The following is a 25,741-nucleotide window of genomic DNA, read 5'->3' on the forward strand; positions in this document are numbered from 1 at the left end:
GGCGGTCGCCTCCTCGATCGGGCACCGGAGCGTGGTGTGGCTGGTCCGGCGCGGGTGTGGCAGGTCGGCCCGACCGGCACCGGATTACGGTGAACGGCCGTTCACAGGCATGGCGATGCGAGTATGCCGGAAACCCGGGCCGCCGTCACGATCACTCAGGAGTAACTGGACGGACTGGTGGGCTACGGCACCGTAGGGTTGCCGTTGTGGCTGCTTCCCGACCCCTCTCCCCCGCCCTTCCGCCCGTTCCCGGCGACGCGGTGGCCTCGCTCGCGGCGGAGCTGCGCGCACTGCCGCCCTCCTGCGGACCGGTGCGGCTGATCGCGGTGGACGGGCACGCGGGCTCGGGCAAGACGACCTTCGCCGGGCGGCTGGCGGCGGCGCTCGGCGGGGCGCCGGTGGTCCACCTCGACGACCTGGCCACCCACGCCGAGCCCTTCGGCTGGACCGGGCGGCTGCGCGAACAGGTGCTGGAGCCGCTGGCGGCCGGCCGGGACGGCGCGTACCGGGTGTACGACTGGACGCTGCGCCGCTTCGCGGGCACGGCCGCGGTGCCGGTCGCCCCGGTGGTGCTGGTGGAGGGCGTCGGCGCCGGCCGGCGGGCGGTGCGGCCGTGGCTGGCCCGGGTGATCTGGCTGGAGCTGGACGCCGCCTCGGCCCGGCGGCGCGGCGAGCAGCGGGACGGGCCGGATCTGGCCGAGTTCTGGGCCGGCTGGGCCCGGGCCGAATCGGCACATTTCGCCGCGGATCCGAGCCGTCCGTTCGCCGGGACGCGGGTCGACGGGGTGACCGGACGAATCACGCCGGGCACCGTGGGTGAACCTTCAACAAGCCCTTGACCTGCACTGTCACCAGGATTTAGGTTCTCCTCAGCCGCCGGAACGGGATGTTCCGGCCGCCTCGGACCCGGCGTCCCCGGCTTGTTCCCCCGTGAGCCGGGGGCGCCGTCCGGTCCTTTCCGAATCGCGCTCCCCCATCGCCGGTTCGGGCCCCCACCCGCTCAACGACCGCTCACACGATCGCATTTGACTCCGTGGGCGCCCTTCCGGATCAGCGCCACGCCGGTACGATTCCTCGCAGGCGCAGATGCGCCCGGGGGCTTTCGACCACCGGCCCGGCTGCACGCAGGCGACCTGCCACCGAGCCCCGGGCCATGCCGCGGGGGGGCGTGAGTGACGACGGTGGACAGTTCGGACAGCAACGCGGGCGGCCCGGACCGGCTCGCCGAACGCGCGTGGCTGCGTGCCATGGACGCGTACACGGCGGGCGCGTACGCCCGTGCCGAGGAGGAGTTCCGCGCGGCCGTCCGGCTGGACCCGGGCATGGCCGACGCCTGGCTCGGCCTGCACGCGCTGCGCAGCGACACCTCGGCGGCGCTGCTGGCCATGTACCGCAACCAGAAGCGGTTCGGCGAGCAGCGGCGGCGCCACCGCCGCCCGCTCAGTTCCTGGTACTGGCTGGGCTGGTGGGTGCAGCCCGTCCTGGAGGACGCCCGCGACCTGGCGCTGGCGCACGCCTCGCACTGGCTGGACGGCCGCCACCTGGCCGAGCTGGACCGGGCGCTGGAGCAGTGCCCGGCGCCCAGCGAGGACCCGTCCGCCCAGTTCCTGTACGCCTGCCGGTCCTATCTGCTCAAGGACTGGGAGCAGTTGATCCGGGACACCGACCGGCTGCTGGACGACCCGCTGCTCGGCATCGAGGCCGGGCTGTTCGCCGGCATGGCGCGGGTCCGGCTGGACATGTGCGCCCAGGCGCAGGCTCCGTTGGCCGCCTCGCTGGCCCGCTGCCGCTCCGAGCAGCCCCAGCGCAAGGAGCTGCGGTACTGGCTGGCCCGGGCGTACGAGGGGGCCGGGCGCAGTGCGGCCGCGCTGCCGCTCTACCGGGCGGTGCACCGGGCCGATCCGGTGTTCATGGACACCGCCGCGCGGCTGGCCGCGATCGCGGCGGAGGACGGGTTGGCGGACGACCTGCCGGACGCCCTGCTGGACGGCGGCCTGCCGACGGGCGGGCGGTCGGCCGGGTACGAGGACACCGGGCCGGACGAGGTGGACGAGGCCGACAGGACGGACGGGACGGACGAGGCGGACTTCCCGGACGGGGCCGGGTACGCCACGGCGGGGGGCTTCGGCGACGCGGCCCCCGGCTTCACCGAGGGCGTCGGGTACACCGGCGGGGTCGGATTCGTCGAGGGCGTCGGGTTCCTCACGGGGCCCGGACCGGGCGACGGCTCCACGGCCGGCCCGGCACCGCAGGCGGCCGGCGAGCGGTCGGGTTCGCCGGGCGGCTCCGCCGCCCCGCTGCCGGCACCGGTCCGCGCCGAGGCCCAGCCCCGCACCGCTCCGCCGCCCGCCACCCAACCGGTCGACGACGAGCGCGAGTTGGACGCGGCACTGGCGGAACTCTCGCTGATGGTGGGCCTGGAGCCGGTCAAGCGCCAGGTGCGGGCGCTGTCCGCGCAGCTGCGGATGTCCAGACTCCGGGCCGCGCAGGGCCTGCCGGTCCAGCCGCCCAAGCGCCACTTCGTCTTCTCCGGCCCCTCCGGCACCGGCAAGACCACCGTGGCCCGGATCCTCGGCCGGGTCTTCCACGCCCTCGGGCTGCTCTCCGGCGACCACCTGGTGGAGGCCCAACGGGCCGACCTGGTCGGCGAGTTCCTCGGCCAGACCGCGGTCAAGGCGAACGAGCTGATCGATTCGGCGCTGGACGGCGTGCTGTTCATCGACGAGGCGTACAGCCTCTCCAACTCCGGCTACACCAAGGGCGACGCCTACGGCGACGAGGCCCTCCAGGTGCTGCTGAAACGCGCCGAGGACAACCGCGACCGCCTGGTGGTGATCCTGGCCGGCTACCCCGAGGGCATGAACCGGCTGCTCGCCACCAATCCCGGCCTCAACTCGCGTTTCACCACCCGGGTCGACTTCCCCAGCTACCGCCCGACCGAGCTGACCGCGATCGGCGCCGCGCTGGCCGGCCGGGACGGCGACGGCTGGGACGAGGACGCGGCCGAGGAACTGGCCAGCATCTGCGCCCACGTGGTCCGCGAGGGCTGGATCGACGAACTGGGGAACGGCCGGTTCATCCGCACCCTGTACGAGAAGTCCTGCGCCTACCGGGACCTGCGGCTCTCACTGCTGCGCGAGCCGCCGGGCCGGGAGGACCTGGCGACCCTGCGCCTGCCCGACCTCGTCCAGGCCTACGGGGAGCTGATCGACGGCCGCGGCTGAGACCGGCTCCCCGGGATCGCGCCGGGCTCAGCCCCGGAGCAGCTCGGCCTCGCGCTCGGGGTCGAGGCCGACCTGCGGCCGGTCGGCGCGCTGCGGGGCGACGCCGCCGATCGACCGCAGCCAGGCCCAGGTGTCCTCGACCGTCTCGCCCACCGGCCGGCAGCGCAGTCCGGCGGCGACCGCCCGCTCCACGGACGCGCCGTGCAGGAAGTCGTTCAGCTCTCCGGGCGCCAGCCAGATCGGCAGCTCCGTCCAGGGCTGGACGCCGGCCGCCAGGATGCGCTCGGGGTCGGTCCAGCGCAGGTCCGCGTCCGAGCCGGTGACCCGCACGCAGGCCTCCAGCAGCTCGCCCATCGTGGTGTGGCCCGCCGGGCCGACCACGTTGCACGCGCCGCCGAGCCGGGCCGCCGACGCGTCCAGGAGCCAGCCCGCGAGGTCGCGGACGTCGATGTACTGCAGCGGCAGGTCGTACGGGCCGGGGGCGAGCACGGGGCCGCCCCGGGCGATCCGGTTCAACCACCAGGGCAGCCGGCCGATGTTCTCGTGCGGGCCGAGGATCAGCCCGGCCCGGGCGAGCAGGGCGCGCCCGCCGAACTCCGCCTCCAGGGCCAGTTCGGCCCCGCGCTTGGCCTCGGCGTAGGGCACCTCGCCGTCGGCGTCCGGGGACGACTCGACCGCCTTCGCCGACTCGTCCGCCCCGCGCGCCAGCGGGTAGTCGTACACCGACCGGCTGGAGACGTACCCGTAGTGGCCGACCCGGCCGGCCAGCAGCCGGGCACTGTCACGCACCGCCGCCGGGGCTCCGGACCAGGTGTCCACCACCGCGTCCCACTCCCCCGTGGCCAGCGCCGCGAGCCCGCCCTCGGCGGTGCGGTCGCCCCGCAGCGCGGTCACGCCCGCGGGCGCGGGCTGCGTACCGCGGTTGAGGGCCGTCACCTCCCATCCCCTGGCCAACGCCTCCTCGGCGACGACCCGTCCGACGAAATTCGTTCCACCCAGCAGGAGAAGCCTCATGCCGACCACCCTGCGCCCAGGGTGGCCGGCATGGGAACGGCTGAACGCTGAGAGCAGAATCGCCCGCAGCGGACACGCCGTCAGCGGAGGGGGGAACCTCAGGCGGCGGAGCGGTGGTCCGGGTCGTGCATCTCGCCGACCAGCTCCTCCAGCACGTCCTCCAGCATGACCACACCGAGCGTGCGGCCGTCCTGGTCCAGCACGGCGGCCAGGTGGCAGGTCGCCCGGCGCATCGCGCCGAGCGCGTCGTCCAGCGGGAGGCTGCCGCGCAGCACCGTGATCGGACGCCACAGCCGGGCCGGGACGGGCGCGGACGGGTCCTCCACGTCGAGGATGTCCTTGAGGTGCAGGTAGCCGAGGTAGCCGTGGCCGGCCGGGTCGCCGTCGGTGACGGGGAAGCGCGAGAAGCCGGTGCGCAGGGCGAGCTCCTCGACCTCCGCGGCGGTCACCTTGGTGTCCACGGTGACGAGCTGCTCGGGCTTGAGCAGCACCTCGGTGACCGGGCGGTGGCCCAGTTCCAGGGCGTCCTCAAGACGCTCCTGGCGGCCCTCGTCGAGCAGTCCGGCGTCCCGGGAGTCGGCCAGCAGGTACATCAGCTGCTCGGTGGTGAACACCGACTCGACCTCGTCCTTGGCCTCGACCCGGAACAGTCGCAGCACGCCGTTGGCGATGGCGTTCAGCAGGCTGATCACCGGGGCCAGCCAGCGGGCCAGCCGGTCCAGCGGCGGGCCGAGCCAGAGCGCGGCCTTCTCCGGGCCCGCCATGGCCATGTTCTTGGGCACCATCTCGCCGATCACCATGTGCAGGAAGACCACGACGGCCAGCGAGATGCCGTACGACAGCGGGTGCATCAGGCCGGACGGGACGCCGATCGCGTGGAACGGGCCCTCCAGCAGACTGGCGATGGTCGGCTCGGCCAGGGCGCCGAGGCCCAGCGAGCAGACGGTGATGCCGAGCTGGGCGGCGGCCAGCATCGCGGACACGTTGGACAGCGCGTGCAGCACGGTGCGGGCACGCTTGTGGCCGGCCTCGGCGAGCGGTTCGATCTGGCTTCGGCGCACCGAGACGACGGCGAACTCGGCGCCGACGAAGAAGGCGTTCCCGAGCAGGAGCAGGACGGCGACGGCCAGTTGCAGCGCGGTCATCGGGCGTTCTCCTGGTCGTCTCCGAACGAGGCCGGCGCGCTGGTGCGCTCGACCCGGACCTGGCTGGTGCGGTGCCGGTCGACACCCGTCACGGTGAAGCGCCAGCCCGGCAGCTCCGCCTGCTCCCCGACCTCGGGCAGCTTGCCGAGCAGGTCGGCGACCAGGCCGGCCAGCGTCTCGTACGGGCCGTCCGGGGCGATCAGGCCGATCGCCTCCAGCTGGTCGATCCGGGCGCGGCCCTCGGCCTCCCAGGCCGGCAGGCCGTTCACCGGGGGCAGCGGGAGCAACTCGGGGCGGTCGGCCGGGTCGTGCTCGTCCTGCACCTCGCCGACGATCTCCTCGACGATGTCCTCGACGGTGACGACGCCGGCGGTGCCGCCGTACTCGTCGACCACGATGGCCATCGGCTGGAGGCGGCGCAGCTGGTCGAGCAGCCGCTCGGCGGGCAGGGTCTCGGGCACCAGCAGCGGCGGCGAGGTGAGCTCGCTCACCCGGACCAGGCCGCGCCGGGCGGCCGGGACGGCGAGGGCGTCCTTGAGGGTCACGATGCCGGTGACCTCGTCCAGGCTGTGGGTGTAGACCGGGAAGCGGGACAGGCCGGTGGCCCGGGTCAGGTTGATCACGTCGGAGGCGGTGGCGTCGCCCTGGAGGGAGGCGACGTCGATCCGCGGGGTCATCACGGACTCGGCGGTCAGTTCGCCCAGGCCCAGGGTGCGGACGAACAGGGTCGCCGACTCCTCGTCTATCGCGCCGGCCTTGGCCGAGTGGCGGGCCAGCGAGACCAGTTCGGCCGGGGTCCGGGCGTGGTCCAGCTCCTCCTGCGGCTCGACGCCGAAGGCGCGGACCGTCCGGTCGGCCGCCCCGTTGAGGAAGCTGATCAGCGGGCGGCAGGCGAAGGAGAAGGCCATGTGCGGGGCGGCGACCGCGCGGGCCACCTGGAGCGGGCGGGAGATCGCCCAGTTCTTCGGGACCAGCTCGCCGATCACCATCTGCACCACGGTGGCGAGCACCATGCCGACGACCACGGCGACGCCGCGGGCGGCCGACTCGGGCACGCCGATCCCGGTCATGACGGGGCTGAGCAGGGTGGACAGCGCCGGCTCGGCGAGCATGCCGACCACCAGCGAGGTGACGGTGATGCCGAGCTGGGCGCCGGAGAGTTCGAACGAGAGGTGCCGCAGGGCCCGGGAGACGCGGACGGACTTGGCGTCGCCGGCCTCGGCGGAGCGTTCGACGGCCCCGCGCTCGACGGTCACGAAGGCGAACTCGGCGGCCACGAACAGGCCGTTGGCGAGGATCAGCAGGAGGGCTGCGAGCAACAGCAGCCAGGCGGTGATCACAGTGCCGCCTGCCTTCCGCTGACAGGAAGGTGGGCGGCGCAGGTACTACCGGACGGATCGTCCATCGAGGGGGGAAGTCACTCCTCAAGTCGTCTTTCGGGCAGGACGGAAGTTTTGCCCTGCTTTTACCAGCGTAGACCATACCCGGACGGTGGTAGGAAGAGTGTTCGGACCCGCCGGGCCGAGGATTCGCAGGCCCGGCCGGTCCCCCGGGCTCAGGCCCCGGCGTGGTGCTCGACCAGGTCGCGCAGGGCGCGGGCGTGCGCGATCGCCTGGTCCTTGCCGACGCCGGACTGGATGCCGACCGCGGCGAGCGAGGTGCCGTCGGCCAGGTCGAGGGTGGCCCACGGGTCGCCCTGGCGGAAGTTGACCCGGACGATCTCGGCCCAGGTGAGCCGGCGGCTGCGGACGAAGTTGACCACCGTCACGCCCTGCGCGTCGGCGCTCACCCGGGGGCGGGCCAGCATCAGGCCCACGCACGCGAACAGCACGCCGCTGCCCGCCATCATGATCCGGTCGTTGAGCTGCCAGTTCTCCGGGAGCGCCACGGCCATCACCGCGAACAGCACCACCAGCAGCGCGCAGACCGGCAGCAGCACGGCGCGGGTGCGGCGCGGCGCCCAGGTGACGGGGAACTCGACGGGCGGCGTGGACACGTGGGGTCTCCGGTGGGGTGGTTCGGGGGGAACGGTCGTTCCCGGGAACGACGGTCCCGGGCGGCGGGCGGATCGGACGAAGGGCGGGGACGCCGGTCAGCGTCCCCGCCCCATTCAACCGTTCCTTACCCGCACCACGGCGGGCGAGGTCGCCGCCGCGCCGGTCAGAGGCGGCAGGCGTGGATGTTGGTGACCAGGATGGCCCGGGCGCCGATGCCCCACAGGTCGTCCATGATCTGCTGGGCCTCCTTACGGAGCACCATCGAGCGCACCGCCACCCAGCCCTCGGTGTGCAGCGGGGAGACGGTCGGCGACTCCAGGCCGGGGGTGAGCGCCACGGCGGCGCCGACCTTCTCGGCGCGGATGTCGTAGTCCATCAGCACGTAGCGGCGGGCCACCAGCACGCCCTGGAGCCGGCGCAGGAACTGGTCCACCCGGGTGTCCTCGCCCGCGCCCTTGGGGCGGATCACCACGGCGTCCGAGATCAGGATCGGCTCGCCGAACACCTCCAGGCCGGCGTTGCGCAGGCTGGTGCCGGTCTCCACCACGTCGGCGATCACGTCGGCGACGCCCAGCTGCACCGCGGTCTCCACCGCGCCGTCCAGCTTGGTGACGGTCGCCTTCACGCCGTGGTCGGCGAGGTGCTGCTCGACCAGGCCGGTGTAGGAGGTCGCGATCCGCAGGCCCTCCAGGCCCTTGACGTCCTCGACGGCCACGCCTTCGGGGCGGGCGAAGCGGAAGGTCGACGCGGCGAAGCCGAGGGCGAGCACCTCCTCGGCGTTGGAGTGCGAGTCCAGCAGCAGGTCACGGCCGGTGATGCCGATGTCCAGGCGGCCGGAGCCGACGTAGACGGCGATGTCGCGCGGGCGCAGGAAGAAGAACTCGACCTCGTTGTTCGGGTCGACGAGGACGAGCTCCTTGGGGTCCTTCCGCTGGCGGTAGCCGGCCTCATGGAGCATCTCCGCCGCGGGACCCGAGAGAGAACCCTTGTTGGGGACGGCGATGCGCAGCATGGGAGGTTGGTTCCTTACCTGTGGGGAGGGGTGTGCGGTTCGGGTTTAGAGGTACTTGTAGACGTCGTCGAGCGTCAGCCCGCGGGCGATCATCATCACCTGAACGTGGTACAGGAGCTGTGAGATCTCCTCGGCGGTCTGCTCGTCCGTCTGAAACTCGGCGGCCATCCAGACTTCGGCGGCCTCCTCGACGACCTTCTTGCCGATCGCATGGACGCCCTGCTGGGCGAGCTGCGCGGTACGGGAGGACGAGGGGTCGCCGGTGGCGGCCTTCTGCTGGAGCTCGGCGAAGAGCTCCTCGAATGTCTTCGAAGCCATGATGGGACTCACCTTACGGCGTGCGGGCTGACCGGCGGTAAACGGTCCCGGACCGTGGACAGTCCGTTGGATGTCCACGGTCCGGGTCGGGACGGTGCGCTCAGAGCGCGGCGCGCAGCACCGCGGCGGTCGCGACGGCGGCGGTGACGGCCTCGTGGCCCTTGTCCTCCGCGGAGCCGGGCAGGCCGGCGCGGTCGAGCGCCTGCTCCTCGTTGTCGCAGGTCAGCACGCCGAAGCCGACCGGGACGCCGGTGTCGACGGTCACCTGGGTGAGGCCGGCGGTGGCCGCCTGGCAGACGTAGTCGAAGTGCGGGGTGCCGCCGCGGATCACCACGCCGAGGGCGACGACCGCGTCGTAGCCGTGGTCGGCGAGGCGCTTGGCGGCGACCGGCAGCTCGAAGGTGCCGGGGACGCGCAGCACGGTCGGCTCGACGACGCCCAGTTCCTTGAGCGCCCGGTGGGCGCCGTCCAGCAGGCCGTTCATCACGACGTCGTGCCACTGGGCGGCGACGACGGCGACCTTGAGGTCGGCGGCGCCGTCGATGGTCAGCTCGGGGGCTCCGTGGCCGCTCATGCTCGTTCTTCCTGTCCGTGGTGGTGGTTCGTGAGGTGGTGCGTGATGCGTGCGAGGGGCGTGCGGTGGGTTCAGGAGTCGAGACCGGGCAGGTCGTGGCCCATCCGGTCGCGCTTGGTGCGCAGGTAGCGCAGGTTGTGCTCACCCGGCGCGATCTCGACCGCTTCGCGCCCCTTGACCTTGAGGCCGTGCTCGGTGAGCGCGGTGAGCTTCTCCGGGTTGTTGGTGAGCAGGGTGAGCGAGCGGACGCCGAGGTCCACCAGCATCTGCGCCGCGATGCTGTAGTCGCGGGCGTCGGCCGGCAGGCCGAGGTCGAGGTTGGCGTCGACGGTGTCGCGCCCCTGCTCCTGGAGTTCGTAGGCGCGCAGCTTGTGGGCCAGGCCGATCCCCCGGCCCTCGTGGCCGCGCAGGTAGAGCACCACGCCGCGGCCGGACTCGGCGACCTTGTGCAGCGAGGCCTCCAGCTGGGGGCCGCAGTCGCAGCGCAGCGAGCCGAAGACGTCGCCGGTCAGGCACTCGGAGTGGACCCGGACCACGACGTCCTCGCCCTCGGGCAGCCGGCCGTCCGCGCCGAGGCCGCCGGCCACCAGCGCGAGGTGCTCGACGCCGTCGATGGTGCCCTTGTAGCCGACGGCCGTGAACTCGCCGTGGACGGTGGGCAGGGCGGTCACAGCGGCCCGGTCGACGTGCAGTTCGGTGCGGCGGCGGTAGGCGATCAGGTCCTCGATGGAGATGATCGCGAGGCCGTGCTCGCGGGCGAAGGCGACCAGTTCGGGCAGCCGGGCCATGGTGCCGTCGTCGTTGACCACCTCGGCGATCGCACCGGCCGGCGGCAGTCCGGCGAGCCGGGCCAGGTCGACGGCGGCCTCGGTGTGGCCGGGGCGCACCAGCACGCCGCCCTCGACCGCGCGCAGCGGGAACACGTGCCCGGGGCGGGTGAGGTCGCCGGGCTCGGTGCCGGGCGAGGACAGCAGCCGGACGGTGCGGGCTCGGTCGGCGGCGGAGATGCCGGTGTCGACCCCCTCCCGGGCGTCCACCGAGACGGTGTACGCGGTGCCCTTGCGGTCCTCGTTGACCTGGGTCATCGGCGGCAGCTTGAGCCGGTCCAGCTCCTCGCCGGTCAGCGGGGCGCAGATCACGCCGGAGCTGTAGCGGATGGTGAAGGCCATCAGCTCGGGGGTGGCGGCGGAGGCGGCGAAGACGATGTCGCCCTCGTTCTCGCGGTCCTCGTCGTCGACCACGATCACGGCGCGGCCGAGGGCGATGTCGGCGATCGCGCGCTCGACCGGGTCGAGGACGAGTTCGGGTGCCGCCTCGCGCTCGCGGTCGGCGGTGTGGTTCTCGGTCATACCGTGACTCCCTGCGGGACGGTGGCGGAGTTGACGCGCGGCTCACGACTGCTCAGCCACCAGGAGCGCAGGCCGAGCAGCACCAGGACGAAGTAGATCGAGTAGGTGAGGCCGGAGAAGGGGTAGCCGTTGTTGAAGGCGAGCGGGACGCCGACCACGTCGACGGCGATCCAGGCGAACCAGAACTCCAGCCAGCCACGGGCCTGGGCGACCATCGCGGCCAGCGTGCCGACGAAGATGTAGGCGTCCGACCAGGGGCTCCAGGACAGGCTGGGGTGGGCCGTGAACAGCCAGGCCAGCGCGACGGTGCCGGCCGCGGTGCCGACCACCAGGGCGGCCCGCTCGGGCCAGGTGGCGAAGCGGACGGCGATCGTGCCGGTGTCCCGGCGGCCCCGCCGCCACTGGGCCCAGCCCCAGGCGGCGGTGACGAGCACGATCAGCTGCTTGCCGATCAGGCCGGGGACGTGGCCCCCGAGGTAGGCGGCGATCAGCACGGCGCCGGACAGGAGTTGGAGCGGCCAGCTCCAGACCGAGCGGCGCCAGCCGAAGGCCAGCCCGGCCAGGCCGAGCAGGTTGCCGAACATGTCGGCCCACTTCACGTGCTCGCCGAAGACGGTGAACGCTTCTCCGCTGAGCCAGTTCACTTGGACTCTCCGGCGATCGTCGGGGGAAGGGTGCGGGAGTCGAGCAGTCGCTCGACGTACTTGGCGAGCACGTCCACTTCGAGGTTGACGCTCTCGCCGACGGCCTTGGCGCCGAGCGAGGTCAGCGCGAGGGTGGTGGGGATGAGGCTGACGGTGAAGCTGTCCCGGGCGGCCTCCACCACGGTGAGGCTGACGCCGTCGACCGTGATCGAGCCCTTCTCCACCAGGTAGCGGGAGATGGTGTCGGGCAGCGAGAAGCGCAGCACCTCCCAGCGCAGGTCGCCCACCGCGTCGCGCTCGCCGGGCTCGCGGCCCAACAGCGTGCCGGTGGCGTCGACATGGCCCTGGACGAGGTGGCCGCCGAGCCGGTCGCCGAGCGCCATGGCGCGCTCCAGGTTGACCCGGGAGCCGGGCTTCAACTCGCCGAGGCTGGAGCGGTGCAACGTCTCGGCCATCACGTCGGCGCTGAACTCGCCGGTGTCGGCCGCCAGTTGGTCCGGGCTGTCGACAACGGTCAGGCAGACGCCGTTGACCGCGATGGAGTCGCCGTGCCGCGCACCCTGACAGACCACCGGGCCGCGCAGGCGGATTCGCGAGGAGTCGCCGATCTCCTCGATCGACACGACCTCGCCGAGCTCTTCGATGATGCCGGTGAACACCCGGGTTCTCCTCGCGCTTGGGGCGCGGACTCCGGGGCGGCATGGGAGATGACACGGACGGGCAACGGCGCGCGAGCCGACGGCACGACCCGTCGCCGGGATGCCGAGGCCGCCGGGAGATCGCTCGCCCGGCACGGGAGACACCTCTCCCGCCGTTCACCTGGCCGTGGTCCACCGGGGGACCACGGATACTGCTCTTCGTCCGCCCGCGCACGCCTCCCATCCGGACTTTAACCGTCGGTCCAGGAATTTCACCTGGTCAACCGGCCGCTGGCTGCGGACGGGTCGCGGACTGTAACCGCCGGTTCGGATTTTCACCGACCCCGGAGTGCGCTGAACGTCACTGCTGTTGGGGTCATTCTGCCATGACGCGCGCAAGCCCAGGGAGAGCCTTCCGCTGTGGGCTGTTTCACGCGGATGCGGGGAATGTGCGGCCGGGTGGTAGGTGGCGCCCGCAACACGGCGTTCACCTACGGAGGGTGGCGAGCGCATACGAAGGGTAGTCGGGCGCGGTCGGAGCGCGGCGGGTGCGCTCAGAGCGTGGCGGGTGCGGCGATCGACGTGAAGTGGCTGACCACCGGCGGGTGCGCGAGGTAGCACAGCTCGCCTTCCGACCAGACCGGCCGGATCCGCCACATCGGCCCCGCGTACCCGCGCAGCGCCTCCTCGTCTCGCCAGCGGCTCACCACGAGCACCCGGTGTCCGTCCTCGGTCACCGAGCGCAGCAGTTCGCCGCCCAGGCAACCGTCGGTCCGTCCGAGCTGCGGGATCACCTGGGTTGTCAGCAGCACACAGAATTCCTCGATGCGACTGGCCAGGACCTGCCCGGCCCAGATCCTCACGATCACGACCACCACCTCCGAGCGGAGCGCCTGGCCCCATTATCAGGGTAAAAGCGCTGGTGGGGAGGGGTGGCGGGGAAGCTTTACCGAGGACCGCACCGGTCGGCGGCCGGGGGCTCCGGGAAGGGGCTCGGCTAGATTTCCGGTATGACCAGCACACCGGAATCTGTCATATCGTCAACCGCCGCTCCGGATGCGCCGGGCAGCCTGTTCGCCGCTCTCAGCGCAGGGGCGCTGACCGACCCGGCGCAGCTGCGCGAGATCTACGAGCAGCCCGGCGACCACGCGCGCCGCAAGCAGGTCGACCACCTGCACGAGGTCGCACGGCGGCTGATCGCCTGCTCCTCGCTGGTGTTCGTGGCCAGCTCGGACGCCGCCGGGCGCTGCGACGTCTCCCCGCGCGGCGGGCCGGCCGGGGTGGTCTCCGTCCTCGACGAGCACACCCTCGCCATCCCGGACGCCACCGGCAACAAGCGGTTGGACACCCTGCACAACATCCTGGAGAACGGCCGGGTCGGGCTGCTCTTCGTCGTCCCGGGCCGGGACACCACGCTCCGGGTCAACGGGCGGGCCTGCGTCTCCACCGACCCGGAGCTGCTGCGGCAGCTGACCGCCGTCGGCAAGCCCCCGCGCAGCGCGATCGTGGTGGCCGTCGAGGAGGTGTACGCGCACTGCCCGAAGTCCTTCCTGCGCGGCTCGGCGTGGAAGCCGGAGAACTGGCCGGCCAAGGACGCGCAGCCGACCTCGGCCGAGATCACCCTCTCGCACCTGCGGGACGACTCGCTGACCATCGAGATGATCGAGCGGACCGAGCGGGAGGCGCTGCTCCACCGCTACGAGTGACGACCGCGGCGCGGGCGGGTGCGGCGGGCGCCTTCCGCCACACGGCGTGCCGCCGCGTGGCGGGCGGCGCTCGGCGCTCGATGCTCGGTGCTCGGCGCTCGGCGCTCGGCGCTCGGTGCTCGGCGCTCGGCGCTCGGCGTGCTCAGGCGGCCTTGGGCAGGTCCACCACCGGCGCGTCGCTGGCCGCCCGCTGGACGGCCTCGACGCCCTTGTGGGCGGCCTCCTTGCTGGAGTAGCCCTGGCCGGTGGCGACGATCTCGCCGTTGCCCGCCTTGAGCCGGAACCGGTACTTGCCGCCGGCGTCCTCGTAGACCTCGAACTTGCCCGCCATCGGGCCACCTCCTCGTGCGGCGCGCGGCGCGCCTCTGGTCGACCCCCTCCAGCACCGTGCGCCCCCCGACCGGGCGGCCGCACCCGCTCGGGGGCCGGACGGGTGACGCCCCGCGACCGCGCGATCGCGGAGGTGCCGGGGCGGGCGCCGGTGGTTTGAATGGACGGATGGACTGCGTCTTCTGTGCGGTGGTGGCGGGCGAGGAGCCCGCGCACCGGGTGCTGGACGACGAGGCGGCGGTGGCCTTCCTGGACCGGCGGCCGCTGTTCCCCGGCCACGTGCTGGTCGTCCCGCGCGCCCACCACCGCACCCTGGCGGACCTGCCGGCCGCCGAGGTGGGGCCGTTCTTCCTCCAGGTGCAGCGGGTGGCCGCCGCGGTGGAGCGCGGACTGGGCGCGGCGGGCAGCTTCGTGGCGGCGAACAACCGGATCAGCCAGTCGGTGCCGCACCTGCACGTCCACGTGGTGCCGCGCAATCCGAAGGACGGGCTGCGCGGCTTCTTCTGGCCGCGGGGGAAGTACCCGGACGAGGCGGGGGCGGCGGAGATCGCGGCCCGGCTGCGCGCGGTGCTCGGCGGCTGAGGGGCGGCTCGGGGGCTGAGGGGGGCGGCTCGGGGGCCGAGGGGGCTCGCGGGGGCACCAGGGGGCGTGCGCACAGCATTTGTGAGCCTGTTTCACCCACTCTCTTGACAGGTATAGAACACTCCGCTTGAGTCGCCTTCACGGCCCCGCACCGGCCCACACCCCGGTCGGCCGCCTTCCCCTGGCGCACCCCCGCACGAGGCCCGGCTCCCCTGCCCGCTCAAGTCCCTGTCACGACGACGTGCGGCCCCCACCGCACAAGGGGTGATGACGTGTCAATGAAACGCCTGCTCGCGCTGCTCTCCGCCGTGGTCACGGCGCTGGCGGTCGCGGTCCTCCTCCCCGCCTCCGCCAGCGCCGCCGCCTGCGGCACGCCGTGGAGCGCGGCCACCGCCTACACCGGCGGCGCGGCCGTCTCGTACAACGGGCACAACTGGACCGCCAAGTGGTGGACCCAGAACGAGGCCCCGAGCACCGGCGGCACCGGGGTCTGGGCCGACCAGGGCTCCTGCGGCGGGTCCACCGACCCGACGCCGACCCCGACGTCCGGCACCTGCAACTACCCCGCCTGGGTCGCCGGCCGCGCCTACGCCGCCGGCGACATCGTCCGGTACACCAACGGCGGCTACTACCGCGCCACCCACGACAACCCGGGCTACGACCCGGTCATCAGCACCTGGTACTGGTCGCCGTACGACTGCGGCTCGACCCAGCCGCCCAACCCGGGCGGATTCCCGGTCAGCCAGGCCCAGTTCGACCAGATGTTCCCGGGCCGGAACTCCTTCTACACCTACCAGGGCCTACTCGACGCGCTCGGCGCCTACCCCGCCTTCGCGGCCACCGGCAGCGACACCGTGCGCCGGCAGGAGGCCGCCGCGTTCCTCGCCAACGTCAGCCACGAGACCGGCGGACTGGTGTACGTGGTCGAACAGAACACCTCCAACTACCCGCACTACTGCGACACCTCGCAGCCGTACGGGTGCCCGGCCGGGCAGGCCGCGTACTACGGGCGCGGGCCGATCCAGCTGAGCTGGAACTTCAACTACAAGGCCGCCGGCGACGCGCTCGGCATCGACCTGCTGCACAATCCGAACCTGGTGCAGACCGACCCGGCGGTGGCCTGGAAGACCGGCCTCTGGTACTGGAACACCCAGAACGGGCCGGGCACCATGACCGCGCACAACGCCATGGTCAACGGGTCCGGCTTCGGTGAGACGATCCGCAGCATCAACGGCTCGCTGGAGTGCAACGGCAACAACACCGCCCAGATGCAGCACCGGATCAGCCTGTACCAGAGCTTCGTCCAGATCCTCGGCACCGTCCCCGGGGGCAACCTGAGCTGCTGACGGCTCGCCCCCGCCCCACCGCGCGCCCCGCTACGCCCGGACCGGTCATCACACCGTGGTGCCCGTACGCTGCCGAGCGTAGCGGGGCGTACCCATGTGGGGGGCGTACTCCTGCGGGAGCAGCGGAGGGCGGCTGAAATCGTCGTTCCGGCGGACGACTTCGCAGGTCGCGGCCCCCTACGCTCAAGGCATGAACGAACTCGCCAGCCTCGTGCAACAGACCGCCGACCGGCTCGCGGGCCAGCACGTCGGCGCGGTGGTCGCCGGGCTGGCCGGCGGCGCCGTGGAGATCCGTGGCGCCGGGCGGACCGGTCCGGGCGGCGCCATGCCCGGGCCGCACACCCTGTTCGAAGTCGGTTCCGTCACCAAGGTGTTCACCTCGCTCGTCCTCGCGCGGCTGGTGCTCGCCGACTCCGGCGGGGCCGCCACCGGGCTCGACGACCCGCTCGACGAACCGCTCGCCGACGTGCTCGCCGACGTCCGGCCCGACGGTGTCGCCGTCCCGGCCAGGGGCGGGCAGCCGGTCACCCTGCGGCACCTCGCCACCCACACCTCCGGGCTCCCCCGGCTGCCCCGGGGCATGCTGGCGACGGCGCTGCTCAATCCCAACAAGCCCGATCCGTACGCCCACTGCAGCACCGAGCACGTCCTCGCCGGGCTGGCCCGGACGCGACTGCGGGCCACCCCCGGGCGCGGCTTCCGCTACTCCAACCTCGGCGCCGGACTGCTCGGCCTGGCCCTCGCCCACCGGGCCGGCACCGGCTACGAGGAGCTGGTGGCGCGCGAGATATGCGAGCCGCTGGGGCTGGTGGACACCCACGTGCGCTCGGGCCGGGAGCAGTCCGAGCGGCTGGCGCACGGGCACACCTCCGGCGGGCGGCCCGTGCCGTACTGGGACTTCGCGGACGTTCCCGGCATGGGCGGGCTAAGGTCGACCGCCTCCGACCTGGCGATACTCCTGCGGGCCCAGCTGGCCGCCGACCGCGAGCCGGACGCGCCGCTGGCGCCCGCGATCACGCTCACCCGGGAGACCCGGCACCGGGTCAACCCGTTCGCCTGGATGCACCTGGGGTGGCTCGGCCACCGCCTGCACACCCAGCAGGGCGGCCACCTGCAGATCTGGCACAACGGCGGCACGGGCGGGTTCCGCTCCTTCGTGGCCTTCGATCCGGAGAAGCAGGTGGGGGTGGTGGTCCTGGTGAACACCCGCCGCTCCGCCGATCCGGCCGGGACGGCCCTGCTGCGCACGCTGCAGAACGAGTACGCGACGACGAGCTGACGAGCCGGGGCCGGGGCGAGGCGGTGAGCGGGCGAGGCGGAGGACCGGGTGCGGCCGTCGGCGGAATGAGGTGGAGGATGGGGTGCGGTCGTTTCAGGGCCAAGAGGTACGAATTGGCCCTGTTCGAGGGCGCGGCGGTCGGTCGATGCTGAGGATCTGACAGTCGTGGTTCCGGTTGTGGTGTTCGCTCAGCGGGAGGTGGCCGAGGTGGCGGTGGTGTGGCCCTTGTCGCGGGCTCGGTCGGTCGCGGACGGCGACGGGCGGCTCGGCCGGCCGGTGCGGGTGTACCGGCGGTTCCGGCCGCTGCCGTGGCGGACCCGGGCCTGGCTGGACGCGGCGTCGGCCGCTGCCGCCGGGGCGGCCTGGCTGGCGAGCGGGGAGTGGTGGCCCGCGCCCGTGGTGGCCGCGGCGGCGATCACGGCCGCGAGCGGGTACGGGCGGCTGCGGCCGACGCCGGGTCTGCGGGCCGTCCGGGTGCACGAACACGGGCTGGTGCTGGTCGGGGCGGACGGCACGGAGCAGCCCCTGCCGTGGAGCGCGGTGGAGGCCACCGAGTACTCCCCCGGCGGGCGGCACGGAGTGGGCGAGCAGGGCCGGATCTGGCTGGTCGGCGCAGACGAGCCGCTGGCACTGGCGCAGCTGCGGCAGCTGGACGAGCTGTTCCGGGAGCTCGACGAGCGACTCCGCCCGACCCTCCGGGCCGCGCTGCACGAGGCGCTGCGCACGGAGGGCGGCGTCCGGTTCGCCCGGGGGCGGCTGGCGCTGACGGCCGGCGGGCTGGTGCACCGGCCGCCGCACCCGCTCGCCGCGACGGAGGCGTTCCGGTGGGCGGAGGTGCGGTCCGCGCGGGCCTCGGAGCTCGGGGAGCTGGAGATCCGGACGCACTCGGCCGGCCTGCCGCTCACCCTCCCGGTGCCGAACGCCGGTGCGGCGGCGGCCTTCGTCGAGGAGGTCCGGGCCCGGAGCCTCTGACCGGCGGACGATCCGGGGGGGTCGGACTCCCGAACTCACCGCTCTGCGGTGCGTTCGACTCCTCAAGCAACCGCGGCCCGGCCGGCGTCCATCCGGCCGACCCCTAAGGGTCCCCGCCCGCACGTCCCGGAAGGGATCTGTACGCCGCTGAGGGGACGTCAACTTCCGCTCCCGCGGCCTACCGTCCCTCACATGAACCGACTTCGCGCCACCGCGGCCGCGGCAGCCCTGCTGCTCACCCTGCCGCTGTCCGTCGCCGCCGCCGTACCGGCCCTGGCCGCTCCCGCCGCCCCGACGAACGCCTCCGCCCCCGCCGCCGCTCCCGCCGCCGTCCACGTCGACCTGCCGCGCCCGACCGGCCCGTACGCGGTCGGGCAGGAGGTCCTGCACCTGGTGGACCAGGACCGCCCGGATCCGTGGGTCCCCTCCGCCGGTCCGCGCCAGCTGATGGTGTCGATGTACTACCCCGCGAAGGCCGGGACGGGCAGCGCGGCCCCGTACATGACCCCCGCGGCCGCCCGGATGCTGCTGGACGGGAAGCTCCCGGGCAACACCATCCCGACCGAGACGGTCACCGGCATCCGGACCTGGGCGAAGTCCGACGCGCGCCCGCAGGGCGGCCACTTCCCGCTGGTGGTGCTGTCGCCGGGCTTCACCATGCCGCGGGCCTCGCTGAGCGGCCTCGCCGAGGACCTGACCAGCCGCGGGTACGTCGTCGCGCTGGTCGACCACACCTACGAGAACACCGGGACGACGTTCCCCGACGGGCAGACCCTCCCGTGCCTGCTGTGCAACAAGCTGACGACCCCGGAGTCCTGGGCCGCCGTGGACAACAGCCGGGCGAAGGACGTCTCCTTCGTCCTCGACCAGCTGACCGCCCGCCCCCACCCGGCCTGGCGCTACGCCCGCATGATCGACCGCGACCGGATCGGGATGGCCGGGCACTCGGCCGGCGGCGCCTCGACCGTCCCGTCCCTGCTCACCGACGACCGGATCCGGGCCGGGGTGGACCTGGACGGCACCATGGACGTCACCGTCCCCGCCTCCGGGATCGGCGGCAAGCCCTTCCTGATGATCGGCCACCCGCTGCCCGACGGCGCCGAGGACGGCAGCTGGACGGAGAGCTGGTCGCACCTCGACGGCTGGAAGCGCTGGTTGACCTTCGCCGGCTCCAACCACGGCACCTTCACCGACTTCCCGCTGTTCTTCGAGAAGCTCGGCCTGCCCCAGCCTCCCGGCACCACGATGTCGGGCGAGCGGGGCGCGGAGCTCACCCGCTCGTACGTGGCGGCCTTCTTCGACCTCCAGCTGAAGGGCGAGCCGCAGCCGCTCCTCGACGGGCCGACCGCAGCCGCTCCGGAGGTGACGTTCCACCCGTAAGCGGAACGCGAACGGCGCGGCCGTCGGCAGCCTGCCGGCGGCCGCGCCGTTCGCCTGTCGCCCGGCGTTCGCTACGCGGCCGGCGCCGCCGAGGCGATCGGTTCGAGCAGCCGGTGCGGGCGGAGCAGGGAGCGGGAGACCGGGTCGTCCCGGTGCGTGCCGTCGCGGGCGGGGTTGGGGCGCATCGTGATCCCGGCCGGCGGGACGGGTGCACCGCCGCACCGCGGGCAGGCGCCGACGACGTCCAGGTCGGTGCCGCAGACGGCGTGCGCGAACAGGTGGTGCGGGCCGCCCTCGGTCGCGTGCCGACCGCCCCAGCGGCTCAACTGGTAGATCGGCCCCCACAGTTCGAGGCCGGTCTCGGCGAGCAGGTAGCCGTGGCGCAGCGGCGCCTGCTGGTACGGCTCCTTGCGCAGCACTCCGGCCGCGACCAGGGCGTTGAGGCGGGCGGTGAGGACGGCGCGGGGGATGCCGAGGTGGGCGAGGAAGTCGTTGAAGCGCTGCACTCCGTAGAAGGCGTCGCGGAGGATCAGCAGGCTCCAGCGTTCGCCGACCACCTCCAGGGCGCGGGCCAGTGCGCAGTCCTGCTGTTCGTAGTCGGTTCCCAGCGCCATGCGGGTCAGCGTAGTCCACCCGGGCAGAGGGTTCAATGAACAGACCAACGGTGGTAGCGTGCCGATCGAGACGAAGGTTCATTCACCAGACCTATGGTCCGTGCTCCGGAGGGAACACCTCATGTCCCCCGCACCACCCGGCTCCTCCCCCGCCACCGCGCCAGCCCGGCCCGGCGCCACCCTGGCCGCCACGGCGGCCGCGACCGCGCTGGTCACCGTCGCCTACACCGCCCCCACCGCCTCGCTCGCCGCCACCGCCCAGGCCGCTCACCTCGGGGCCACCGGCCGGACCTGGATCCTCACCGGCACCCTGGTCGGCGTCTCCGCCCTGCTGCTCACCGCCGGAAGCGCCGCCGACGACCACGGCCGCAAGCGGGTCTTCACCTTCGGCGTGCTGCTGTTCGCGGCCGCCGAGGCGCTGGCCGCGCTGGCCCCCGGCGGCGCCGTCTACCTGGCCGCCCGGATGCTGCTCGGCGTCGCCTCGTCCGCCGTCCTGGCACCCGCGCTCGGCCTGATCAGCCACGCCCACCCGCCCGGACCGGGCCGGATCCGGGCACTCGGGGTCTGGGGCGCCGCCGTCGGCCTCGGCATCGCCGTCGGCCCGGTGTACGGCGCGCTGGTCGAGCAGTGGGCCGGCTGGCGCGCGGTCAGCGGCGGGCTCGCGGTCGTCGCGGCCGCCCTGGCGGCGTACGCGGCCACCGTCCTCACCGAGTCGCGGGCCGAACGGCCCCGCGCCCTCGATCCGTACGGGGTGCTGACGCTGGCCGCCGGGACGTCCTGCCTGATCGCCGGGCTGGCCGAGGGGCGCGGCGGCTGGGGGCGGCCGGTGGTCGTCGCGCTGCTGGCGCTCGGGGTGCTGCTGCTGGCCCTGTTCGGGCTGGTCGAGGCGAAGGTCCGGGAGCCGATGCTGGACCTCGCGCTGTTCCGCAGCCCCGGCTTCGTCGCCGCCACCGGCGGGGCGCTGTTCACCGGGATCTCGCTGGTCGGCTTCATGAGCTACCTGCCGACCCTGCTCCAGGGCGTCCTGGGCCTGTCCGGCCTGGCCGCGGGCGGGGTGCTGGCGCTCTGGTCCGGCCTGTCGGTGCTGTCCGCGCTCCAGGCGCGGCGGCTGGCGGCGCACCTGTCGGCCACCGCGCAGGTCGCCGCCGGGCTCGCGGTCTGCGGCCTCGGCGAGGCGGGCCTGTACGGGCTGGCGCCCGGCTCCGGCTGGCTGCGGCTGGCACCGGGCCTGGCGGTGGCGGGCGTCGGCAGCGGGGTGCTCAACGCGGCGCTGGCCCGGCTGGCCGTCAGCAGCGTCCCGGCGCACCGGGCGGCCATGGGCTCGGGCGCCAACAACACCTCCCGGTACCTGGGCTCGGCGCTCGGCGTCGCGGTCGCCGTGGCCGTCGCGGGCTCGGCCCGACCGGGCGGCCCCGGCCGGGAGGCCGCCGCCCGCGCCCTGGCGACGGGCACCGACCGGGCCGTCCTGGTCGCCGCCGCCCTGTGCCTCGGCGGCGCGCTGCTCGCCCTGGCCGCCCGTGCCGCCGAAGCCCGCACCGCCGGAGCCCGGGGCGGCGGCGCGGCGGAGGCCGGACCGGCCCGCGAGCGGGCCGCGACCCGGTGAGGCGCGCGGGAGGTCGGCCGGGCCGACTTCCCGCGCTCGACCGCCGCCGGGGCCGCCAGGACCGCCAGGGCCGCCGGGAGCTCAACGGCTTCTTCCCCGGCGCCCGCTGCCGCTCCGGTGCGCCCGCTACGGTGAGCGGCCCGCCGGGGCCGCGTGCGAAGATGGCAGGGCTGGTGGGGACGATCTCCGGACGGTTCTCTGGCCATGGTGAACGACAACGAACACCACCTGGGCGAGCCGCAACAGGACGCCCTGCTGATGGTGCCGATCGCGACGGCGCTGATCGAGGCCGACGGCCGGATCCTGCACTGGAGCGGCGACGCGGAGGCACTGCTCGGCTACTCCCCGGGGCAGGCGATCGGGGCCAGGGCCGCCAAGTTGCTGACCTCCGAGGAGCAGCGGCCCGAGGTGCTGGAGCTGTTCCAGCAGATCCTGAACGGCCGGGCCTGGTCCGGTGTGTTCCCGGTCCGGCACCGGGACGGGCACCTGGTGAACCTGGAGTTCCGCACCCATCCGATCAAAGGGCCGGACGGCCGCACGCTGGTGCTGGCGGTCGCGTGCGACGTGACCACGCTGCGCCGGATCCAGGCGGACCTGGCGGTGCTCGACGGCTTCTTCACCCAGTCCCCCGTCGGCATGGGCGTCTTCGACCCCGAGCTGCGCTTCGTCCGGCTGAACGAGGCGCTGGCCCGGGCCAACGGCCTGCCCGTCGAGGAGCAGCTCGGCCACCGGGTCACCGAGGTGCTGCCCGGGATCAACGGCGCCGAGGTGGAGTCGGTGATGCGGCGGGTGCTGGAGAGCGGCGAACCGGTGGTGGACACCCGCTCGCACGGCCGCACCCCGGGCGACCCGCAGCACGACCACGCGTGGTCCGCCTCGTACTTCCGGCTGGAGGAACCCGGCGGCCGGGTGCTCGGGGTGAGTTCCACCGTCATCGACGTCACCGAGCGGTTCCGCGCCGAGGCCCGGGCGGCGCGGGCCCAGGAGCGGCTGGCCCTGCTGGTCGACGCGACCGCCTCCATCGGCACCACGCTCGACCTGCGGCAGACCGCCCGGGAGCTGGCCGACTCGATGGTGCCCAGGGTCGCCGACATCAGCGGGGTGTTCGCGCTGGAGGAGCTGGTGACCGGGCGGAACGTCGAACCGCCCGACCCGGACGCGCCGCAGCTGGTCCGCCGGCTGGCCCTGGCCACCGCCGACCCGCTGTACCCGGCCGAATCACTGCCGGTGGAATCGCTGTACGAGCTGACGCCGGACTCCCCGTACGCCCGGGCGCTGGCCACCGGGCGGACGGTGGTGGTGCCGTCCTGGGAGCTGCCGCTGCTGAGCGAGGCCATCACCGAGAGCCACCGCCGGGCCTACCTCGGCGACCGGCCCCGCTCGGTGCGGATCACCCCGCTGGTGGCGCGCGGCACCACGCTCGGCATGGTGGTGTACTCGCGGCGCGGCGACCGGGAGTCGTTCGCCGAGGCCGACATCACCCTCGGCGACGAGCTGGCCTCGCGGGCCGCCGTCGCGATCGACAACGCCCGGCTGTACCTGCGCCAGCACCAGACCGTCCTGGCCCGGCAGCAGGCGCTGCGCGAGGCGAAGGCCGCCCAGGAGCGGCTGGCGCTGGTCAACGTGGCCTCCACCCGGATCGGCACCACCCTCGATCTCGCCCAGACCGCACAGGAGTTGGCCGAGGTGGCGACGCCCAGGCTGGCCGACTCCGTGGTCGTCGAGGTGCTGGAGGACCTGGTCCGCGGCGAGCGCGAGGCCCGCGCTCCGGCGGACGGTTCGGCGCTGCTGCGGCGGATGGCCTTCCACTCGGTGCCCGGCTCGACGTTGCGGCCGGTCGCCCGGCTCGGCGGGGTGCACCGCTTCGTACCCGGCACGCCGTACGCGTGGAGCCTGGCGCACCGCAAGCCGGTCCTGGTACCGCGGATGGACGCGGAGGGGATGGCCTGGTTCGCCGACGACCCGGTGCGCGCCGCGGCGGTGCGGGAGCAGAACGTCCACTCCTTCATGGTCGTCCCGCTGATCGCGCGCGGCACCGCGGTCGGCGTCGCGGGCTTCTACCGCACCCTGGCGGAGCGCCCGTACGAGGAGGACGACCTGGCGCTGGCCGGCGAGTTGGCGGTGCGGGCCGCCGTGTCCATCGACAACGCGCTGCTGTTCACCCGCGAGCGCGACGCGGCCGCCGCCCGGCAGCGGGCGCTGGACGAGACCCGGGCCGCCCAGCAGCGGCTGTCGCTGCTCAACGAGGCCAGCACCCGGATCGGCACCACCCTCGATCTGCACCGCACCGCCCAGGAGTTGGTGGAGGTGGTGATCCCGCGCTTCGCCGACTTCGTCACCGTGGACCTGCGCGACGCGGTGCTCGGCGGCGAGGAGCCCGGCCCCGTCCCGGACAACGAGACGATACTGATGCGGGCGGTGGCGGTCGGCGAGGCGACTCGGGACGGCACCATGACGGCGGCCTCCGACCAGGTCGGCGAGACCTCGCAGTCCGCCCAGCTGTACGCCCAGAGCCTGCGCACCCGGCGCTCGATCCTGGTCTCCGAGGTGACCGAGGAGGAGATGCGCCGGATCGCCGCCTCGCCCGACCGGGTCCAGCCGGGGATGGCCGCCGGGGTGCACTCGTACCTGATGGTGCCGCTGGTGGCACGCGGACTCGTGCTGGGCGGCGCGGAGTTCGTCCGCACCCGCAACCCGGAGCCGTTCGGCCCGGAGGACCGCTCGCTGGCCGAGGAACTCGCCGCGCGCACCGCCCTCGCGATCGACAACGCCCGGCTCTACCGGCGCGAGCGGGACACCGCGCTCACCCTCCAGCGCAGCCTGCTGCCGCAGGAGATCCACCGCACGCTCGGCCTCGACCTCGCCTACCGCTACCTGCCCAGCAGCGTGGTCAGCGAGGTCGGCGGCGACTGGTTCGATGTCGTGCCGCTCTCCTCGGGGCGGGTCGCGCTGATCGTCGGCGACGTGATGGGCCACGGCATCCGGGCCGCCGCCACCATGGGCCAACTGCGCACCGTCGCCCGGACGTTGATCACCCTGGACCTGGACCCGGAGCGCGTCCTGCACCGACTGGACGAGGCCTCCAGCGCGCTCGGCGAGGGCCAGTTCGCCACCTGCGTCTGCGTGGTGTACGACCCGGTGGACCGCCACTGCACCGCCGCCTGCGCCGGCCACCTGCCGCCCGTCGTCGCCGATCCGCAGGGGCGGGCGCACCTGGTCGAACTGCCGCCCGGCGCACCGCTCGGCGTCGGCGGGGTCCCGTTCGAGAGCGTGGAGTTCACCCTCCCCGAGGAGGCCATCCTGGCGCTCTACACCGACGGGCTGGTCGAGCGCCGGGGCCACGACATCGACGAGGGACTGCAGTTGCTCTGCCGGACGGTCGCCGACCGGCGCCTGTCGCTGGAGCAGACCTGCGACGCCGTCCTGGCCGAACTCACCGGCCCCACCAGCGAGGACGACATCGCCGTCATCATGGCGCAGGTCCGGCCGGTCGGCGCGGACCGGATCGCCAGCCTGCCGCTCACCGGCGACCGCGCGATGGTCGCCCACTCGCGCCGGTTCACCCGCGAGACGCTGGCCTCCTGGGGCCTCGAAGCGCTCGCCGACTGGGCCGAACTGCTCACCAGCGAGCTGATCACCAACGCCCTGGTGCACGCCGGATCCCCCACCCAGCTGCGGCTGTTCTGCAACCGGGCGCTCACCGTCGAGGTCGCCGACCAGGAGAGCGAGGCGCCCCGGATCCGGCGCGCCCGCGCCGAGGACGAGGGCGGGCGCGGCATCCACCTGGTCAACGAGCTCGCGCACCGCTGGGGCAGCCGCCGCACCGGGGACGGCAAGGTGGTCTGGTTCGAGCTGGAACTGCCCCCGGGCAGCCCGTCCGAGTGATCCGACCCGCGACCGGGTGATCCGGCCCGCGACCGGTCGGCGCGGCCTGCGTCAGGACGCCACGGCCCGCGACCGGGCGCCACGGCCTGCGACCGGGTGGCACGGCCCGCGTCCGGGCGGCGCGGCCCG

General features: G+C 73.9%; 23 protein-coding genes and 1 riboswitch. Of the genes, 10 read left to right on the forward strand and 13 right to left on the reverse strand.

Annotated elements, in window-relative coordinates; translation table 11 throughout:
* Nucleotides 1-206 precede the first annotated feature (206 nt).
* Both ACFVTF_RS11390 and ACFVTF_RS11395 read left to right on the forward strand, forming a co-directional pair.
* A complete protein-coding gene (locus ACFVTF_RS11390; RefSeq protein WP_387812183.1) occupies nt 207-839 on the forward strand; it encodes a uridine kinase in 633 nt (210 codons plus the stop codon).
* A gap of 408 nt (nt 840-1,247) precedes the next feature.
* Nucleotides 1,248-3,224, forward strand: a complete 1,977-nt coding sequence (locus ACFVTF_RS11395) for an AAA family ATPase (RefSeq protein ID WP_387812545.1) — start codon at nt 1,248-1,250, stop codon at nt 3,222-3,224.
* Between the two features lie 27 nt (nt 3,225-3,251).
* Here ACFVTF_RS11395 and ACFVTF_RS11400 read toward each other — a convergent pair whose 3' ends face one another.
* From ACFVTF_RS11400 to ACFVTF_RS11450, 11 genes are all read right to left on the reverse strand, one after another.
* The gene (locus ACFVTF_RS11400; RefSeq protein ID WP_387812185.1) at nt 3,252-4,238 is read right to left on the reverse strand and encodes an NAD-dependent epimerase/dehydratase family protein; all 987 of its coding nucleotides are present in this window, start codon (nt 4,236-4,238) and stop codon (nt 3,252-3,254) included.
* A 98-nt stretch (nt 4,239-4,336) separates the two neighbouring features.
* Nucleotides 4,337-5,383, reverse strand: coding sequence for a hemolysin family protein (locus ACFVTF_RS11405; RefSeq protein WP_387812188.1), 1,047 nt, complete (start codon nt 5,381-5,383; stop codon nt 4,337-4,339).
* Entirely contained in the window at nt 5,380-6,723 is a 1,344-nt protein-coding gene (locus tag ACFVTF_RS11410) for a hemolysin family protein (protein WP_371516012.1), read from the reverse strand. Before ACFVTF_RS11410 ends, ACFVTF_RS11405 begins: the two co-directional genes overlap by 4 nt.
* 215 nt (nt 6,724-6,938) lie before the next feature.
* Nucleotides 6,939-7,379 (reverse strand): PH domain-containing protein, encoded by a 441-nt coding sequence (locus tag ACFVTF_RS11415; RefSeq protein ID WP_350883553.1) that lies wholly within the window; start codon nt 7,377-7,379, stop codon nt 6,939-6,941.
* Between the two features lie 164 nt (nt 7,380-7,543).
* Entirely contained in the window at nt 7,544-8,392 is an 849-nt protein-coding gene (hisG, locus tag ACFVTF_RS11420) for an ATP phosphoribosyltransferase (protein ID WP_350883551.1), read from the reverse strand.
* A 45-nt stretch (nt 8,393-8,437) separates the two neighbouring features.
* Nucleotides 8,438-8,710, reverse strand: coding sequence for a phosphoribosyl-ATP diphosphatase (locus ACFVTF_RS11425; RefSeq protein ID WP_063346472.1), 273 nt, complete (start codon nt 8,708-8,710; stop codon nt 8,438-8,440).
* 100 nt (nt 8,711-8,810) lie between these two features.
* The gene (gene ribH, locus ACFVTF_RS11430; protein WP_387812193.1) at nt 8,811-9,284 is read right to left on the reverse strand and encodes a 6,7-dimethyl-8-ribityllumazine synthase; all 474 of its coding nucleotides are present in this window, start codon (nt 9,282-9,284) and stop codon (nt 8,811-8,813) included.
* 71 nt (nt 9,285-9,355) lie between these two features.
* Nucleotides 9,356-10,633 (reverse strand): bifunctional 3,4-dihydroxy-2-butanone-4-phosphate synthase/GTP cyclohydrolase II, encoded by a 1,278-nt coding sequence (locus ACFVTF_RS11435; RefSeq protein WP_387812196.1) that lies wholly within the window; start codon nt 10,631-10,633, stop codon nt 9,356-9,358.
* The gene (locus ACFVTF_RS11440) at nt 10,630-11,217 is read right to left on the reverse strand and encodes a nicotinamide mononucleotide transporter family protein (RefSeq protein WP_350883668.1); all 588 of its coding nucleotides are present in this window, start codon (nt 11,215-11,217) and stop codon (nt 10,630-10,632) included. Before ACFVTF_RS11440 ends, ACFVTF_RS11435 begins: the two co-directional genes overlap by 4 nt.
* Nucleotides 11,218-11,273: 56 nt before the next feature.
* Nucleotides 11,274-11,936, reverse strand: a complete 663-nt coding sequence (locus ACFVTF_RS11445; protein WP_387812198.1) for a riboflavin synthase — start codon at nt 11,934-11,936, stop codon at nt 11,274-11,276.
* A 207-nt stretch (nt 11,937-12,143) separates the two neighbouring features.
* Nucleotides 12,144-12,271, reverse strand: a riboswitch (FMN riboswitch).
* A 198-nt stretch (nt 12,272-12,469) separates the two neighbouring features.
* Nucleotides 12,470-12,784, reverse strand: coding sequence for an antibiotic biosynthesis monooxygenase family protein (locus ACFVTF_RS11450; RefSeq protein WP_350883541.1), 315 nt, complete (start codon nt 12,782-12,784; stop codon nt 12,470-12,472).
* Between the two features lie 141 nt (nt 12,785-12,925).
* Between ACFVTF_RS11450 and ACFVTF_RS11455 the strand changes: the two genes are divergently transcribed.
* Entirely contained in the window at nt 12,926-13,621 is a 696-nt protein-coding gene (locus ACFVTF_RS11455) for an MSMEG_1061 family FMN-dependent PPOX-type flavoprotein (protein ID WP_387812202.1), read from the forward strand.
* 142 nt (nt 13,622-13,763) lie between these two features.
* On the opposite strand, the gene ACFVTF_RS11460 is transcribed toward ACFVTF_RS11455, so the two are convergent.
* On the reverse strand, nt 13,764-13,952 hold the full coding sequence (locus ACFVTF_RS11460; protein ID WP_350883537.1) for a DUF1508 domain-containing protein: 189 nt from the start codon (nt 13,950-13,952) through the stop codon (nt 13,764-13,766).
* A gap of 167 nt (nt 13,953-14,119) precedes the next feature.
* Between ACFVTF_RS11460 and ACFVTF_RS11465 the strand changes: the two genes are divergently transcribed.
* The 5 genes from ACFVTF_RS11465 to ACFVTF_RS11485 all read left to right on the forward strand — a co-directional run bounded on the left by ACFVTF_RS11465 (nt 14,120) and on the right by ACFVTF_RS11485 (nt 19,510).
* Nucleotides 14,120-14,533, forward strand: a complete 414-nt coding sequence (locus ACFVTF_RS11465) for an HIT family protein (protein WP_387812205.1) — start codon at nt 14,120-14,122, stop codon at nt 14,531-14,533.
* Between the two features lie 278 nt (nt 14,534-14,811).
* A complete protein-coding gene (locus ACFVTF_RS11470; protein ID WP_387812548.1) occupies nt 14,812-15,879 on the forward strand; it encodes a glycoside hydrolase family 19 protein in 1,068 nt (355 codons plus the stop codon).
* A 190-nt stretch (nt 15,880-16,069) separates the two neighbouring features.
* Nucleotides 16,070-17,158: a serine hydrolase domain-containing protein gene (locus tag ACFVTF_RS11475; RefSeq protein WP_387812208.1), complete on the forward strand. Its 1,089-nt coding sequence runs from the start codon at nt 16,070-16,072 to the stop codon at nt 17,156-17,158.
* 165 nt (nt 17,159-17,323) lie between these two features.
* The gene (locus ACFVTF_RS11480) at nt 17,324-18,130 is read left to right on the forward strand and encodes a hypothetical protein (RefSeq protein ID WP_387812211.1); all 807 of its coding nucleotides are present in this window, start codon (nt 17,324-17,326) and stop codon (nt 18,128-18,130) included.
* 192 nt (nt 18,131-18,322) lie between these two features.
* The gene (locus tag ACFVTF_RS11485; protein ID WP_387812213.1) at nt 18,323-19,510 is read left to right on the forward strand and encodes an alpha/beta hydrolase family protein; all 1,188 of its coding nucleotides are present in this window, start codon (nt 18,323-18,325) and stop codon (nt 19,508-19,510) included.
* A gap of 71 nt (nt 19,511-19,581) precedes the next feature.
* On the opposite strand, the gene ACFVTF_RS11490 is transcribed toward ACFVTF_RS11485, so the two are convergent.
* Complete coding sequence (locus ACFVTF_RS11490) at nt 19,582-20,124, reverse strand: winged helix-turn-helix transcriptional regulator (RefSeq protein WP_387812216.1); 543 nt, start codon at nt 20,122-20,124, stop codon at nt 19,582-19,584.
* 121 nt (nt 20,125-20,245) lie between these two features.
* Between ACFVTF_RS11490 and ACFVTF_RS11495 the strand changes: the two genes are divergently transcribed.
* Both ACFVTF_RS11495 and ACFVTF_RS11500 read left to right on the forward strand, forming a co-directional pair.
* A complete protein-coding gene (locus ACFVTF_RS11495) occupies nt 20,246-21,727 on the forward strand; it encodes an MFS transporter (protein ID WP_387812219.1) in 1,482 nt (493 codons plus the stop codon).
* Nucleotides 21,728-21,931: 204 nt separating this feature from the next.
* Nucleotides 21,932-25,612: a SpoIIE family protein phosphatase gene (locus tag ACFVTF_RS11500; RefSeq protein WP_387812221.1), complete on the forward strand. Its 3,681-nt coding sequence runs from the start codon at nt 21,932-21,934 to the stop codon at nt 25,610-25,612.
* Nucleotides 25,613-25,741: the final 129 nt, after the last annotated feature.

It is taken from the genome of Kitasatospora sp. NPDC057940, from assembly GCF_042887425.1.
Classification (GTDB): Bacteria; Actinomycetota; Actinomycetes; order Streptomycetales; family Streptomycetaceae; genus Kitasatospora.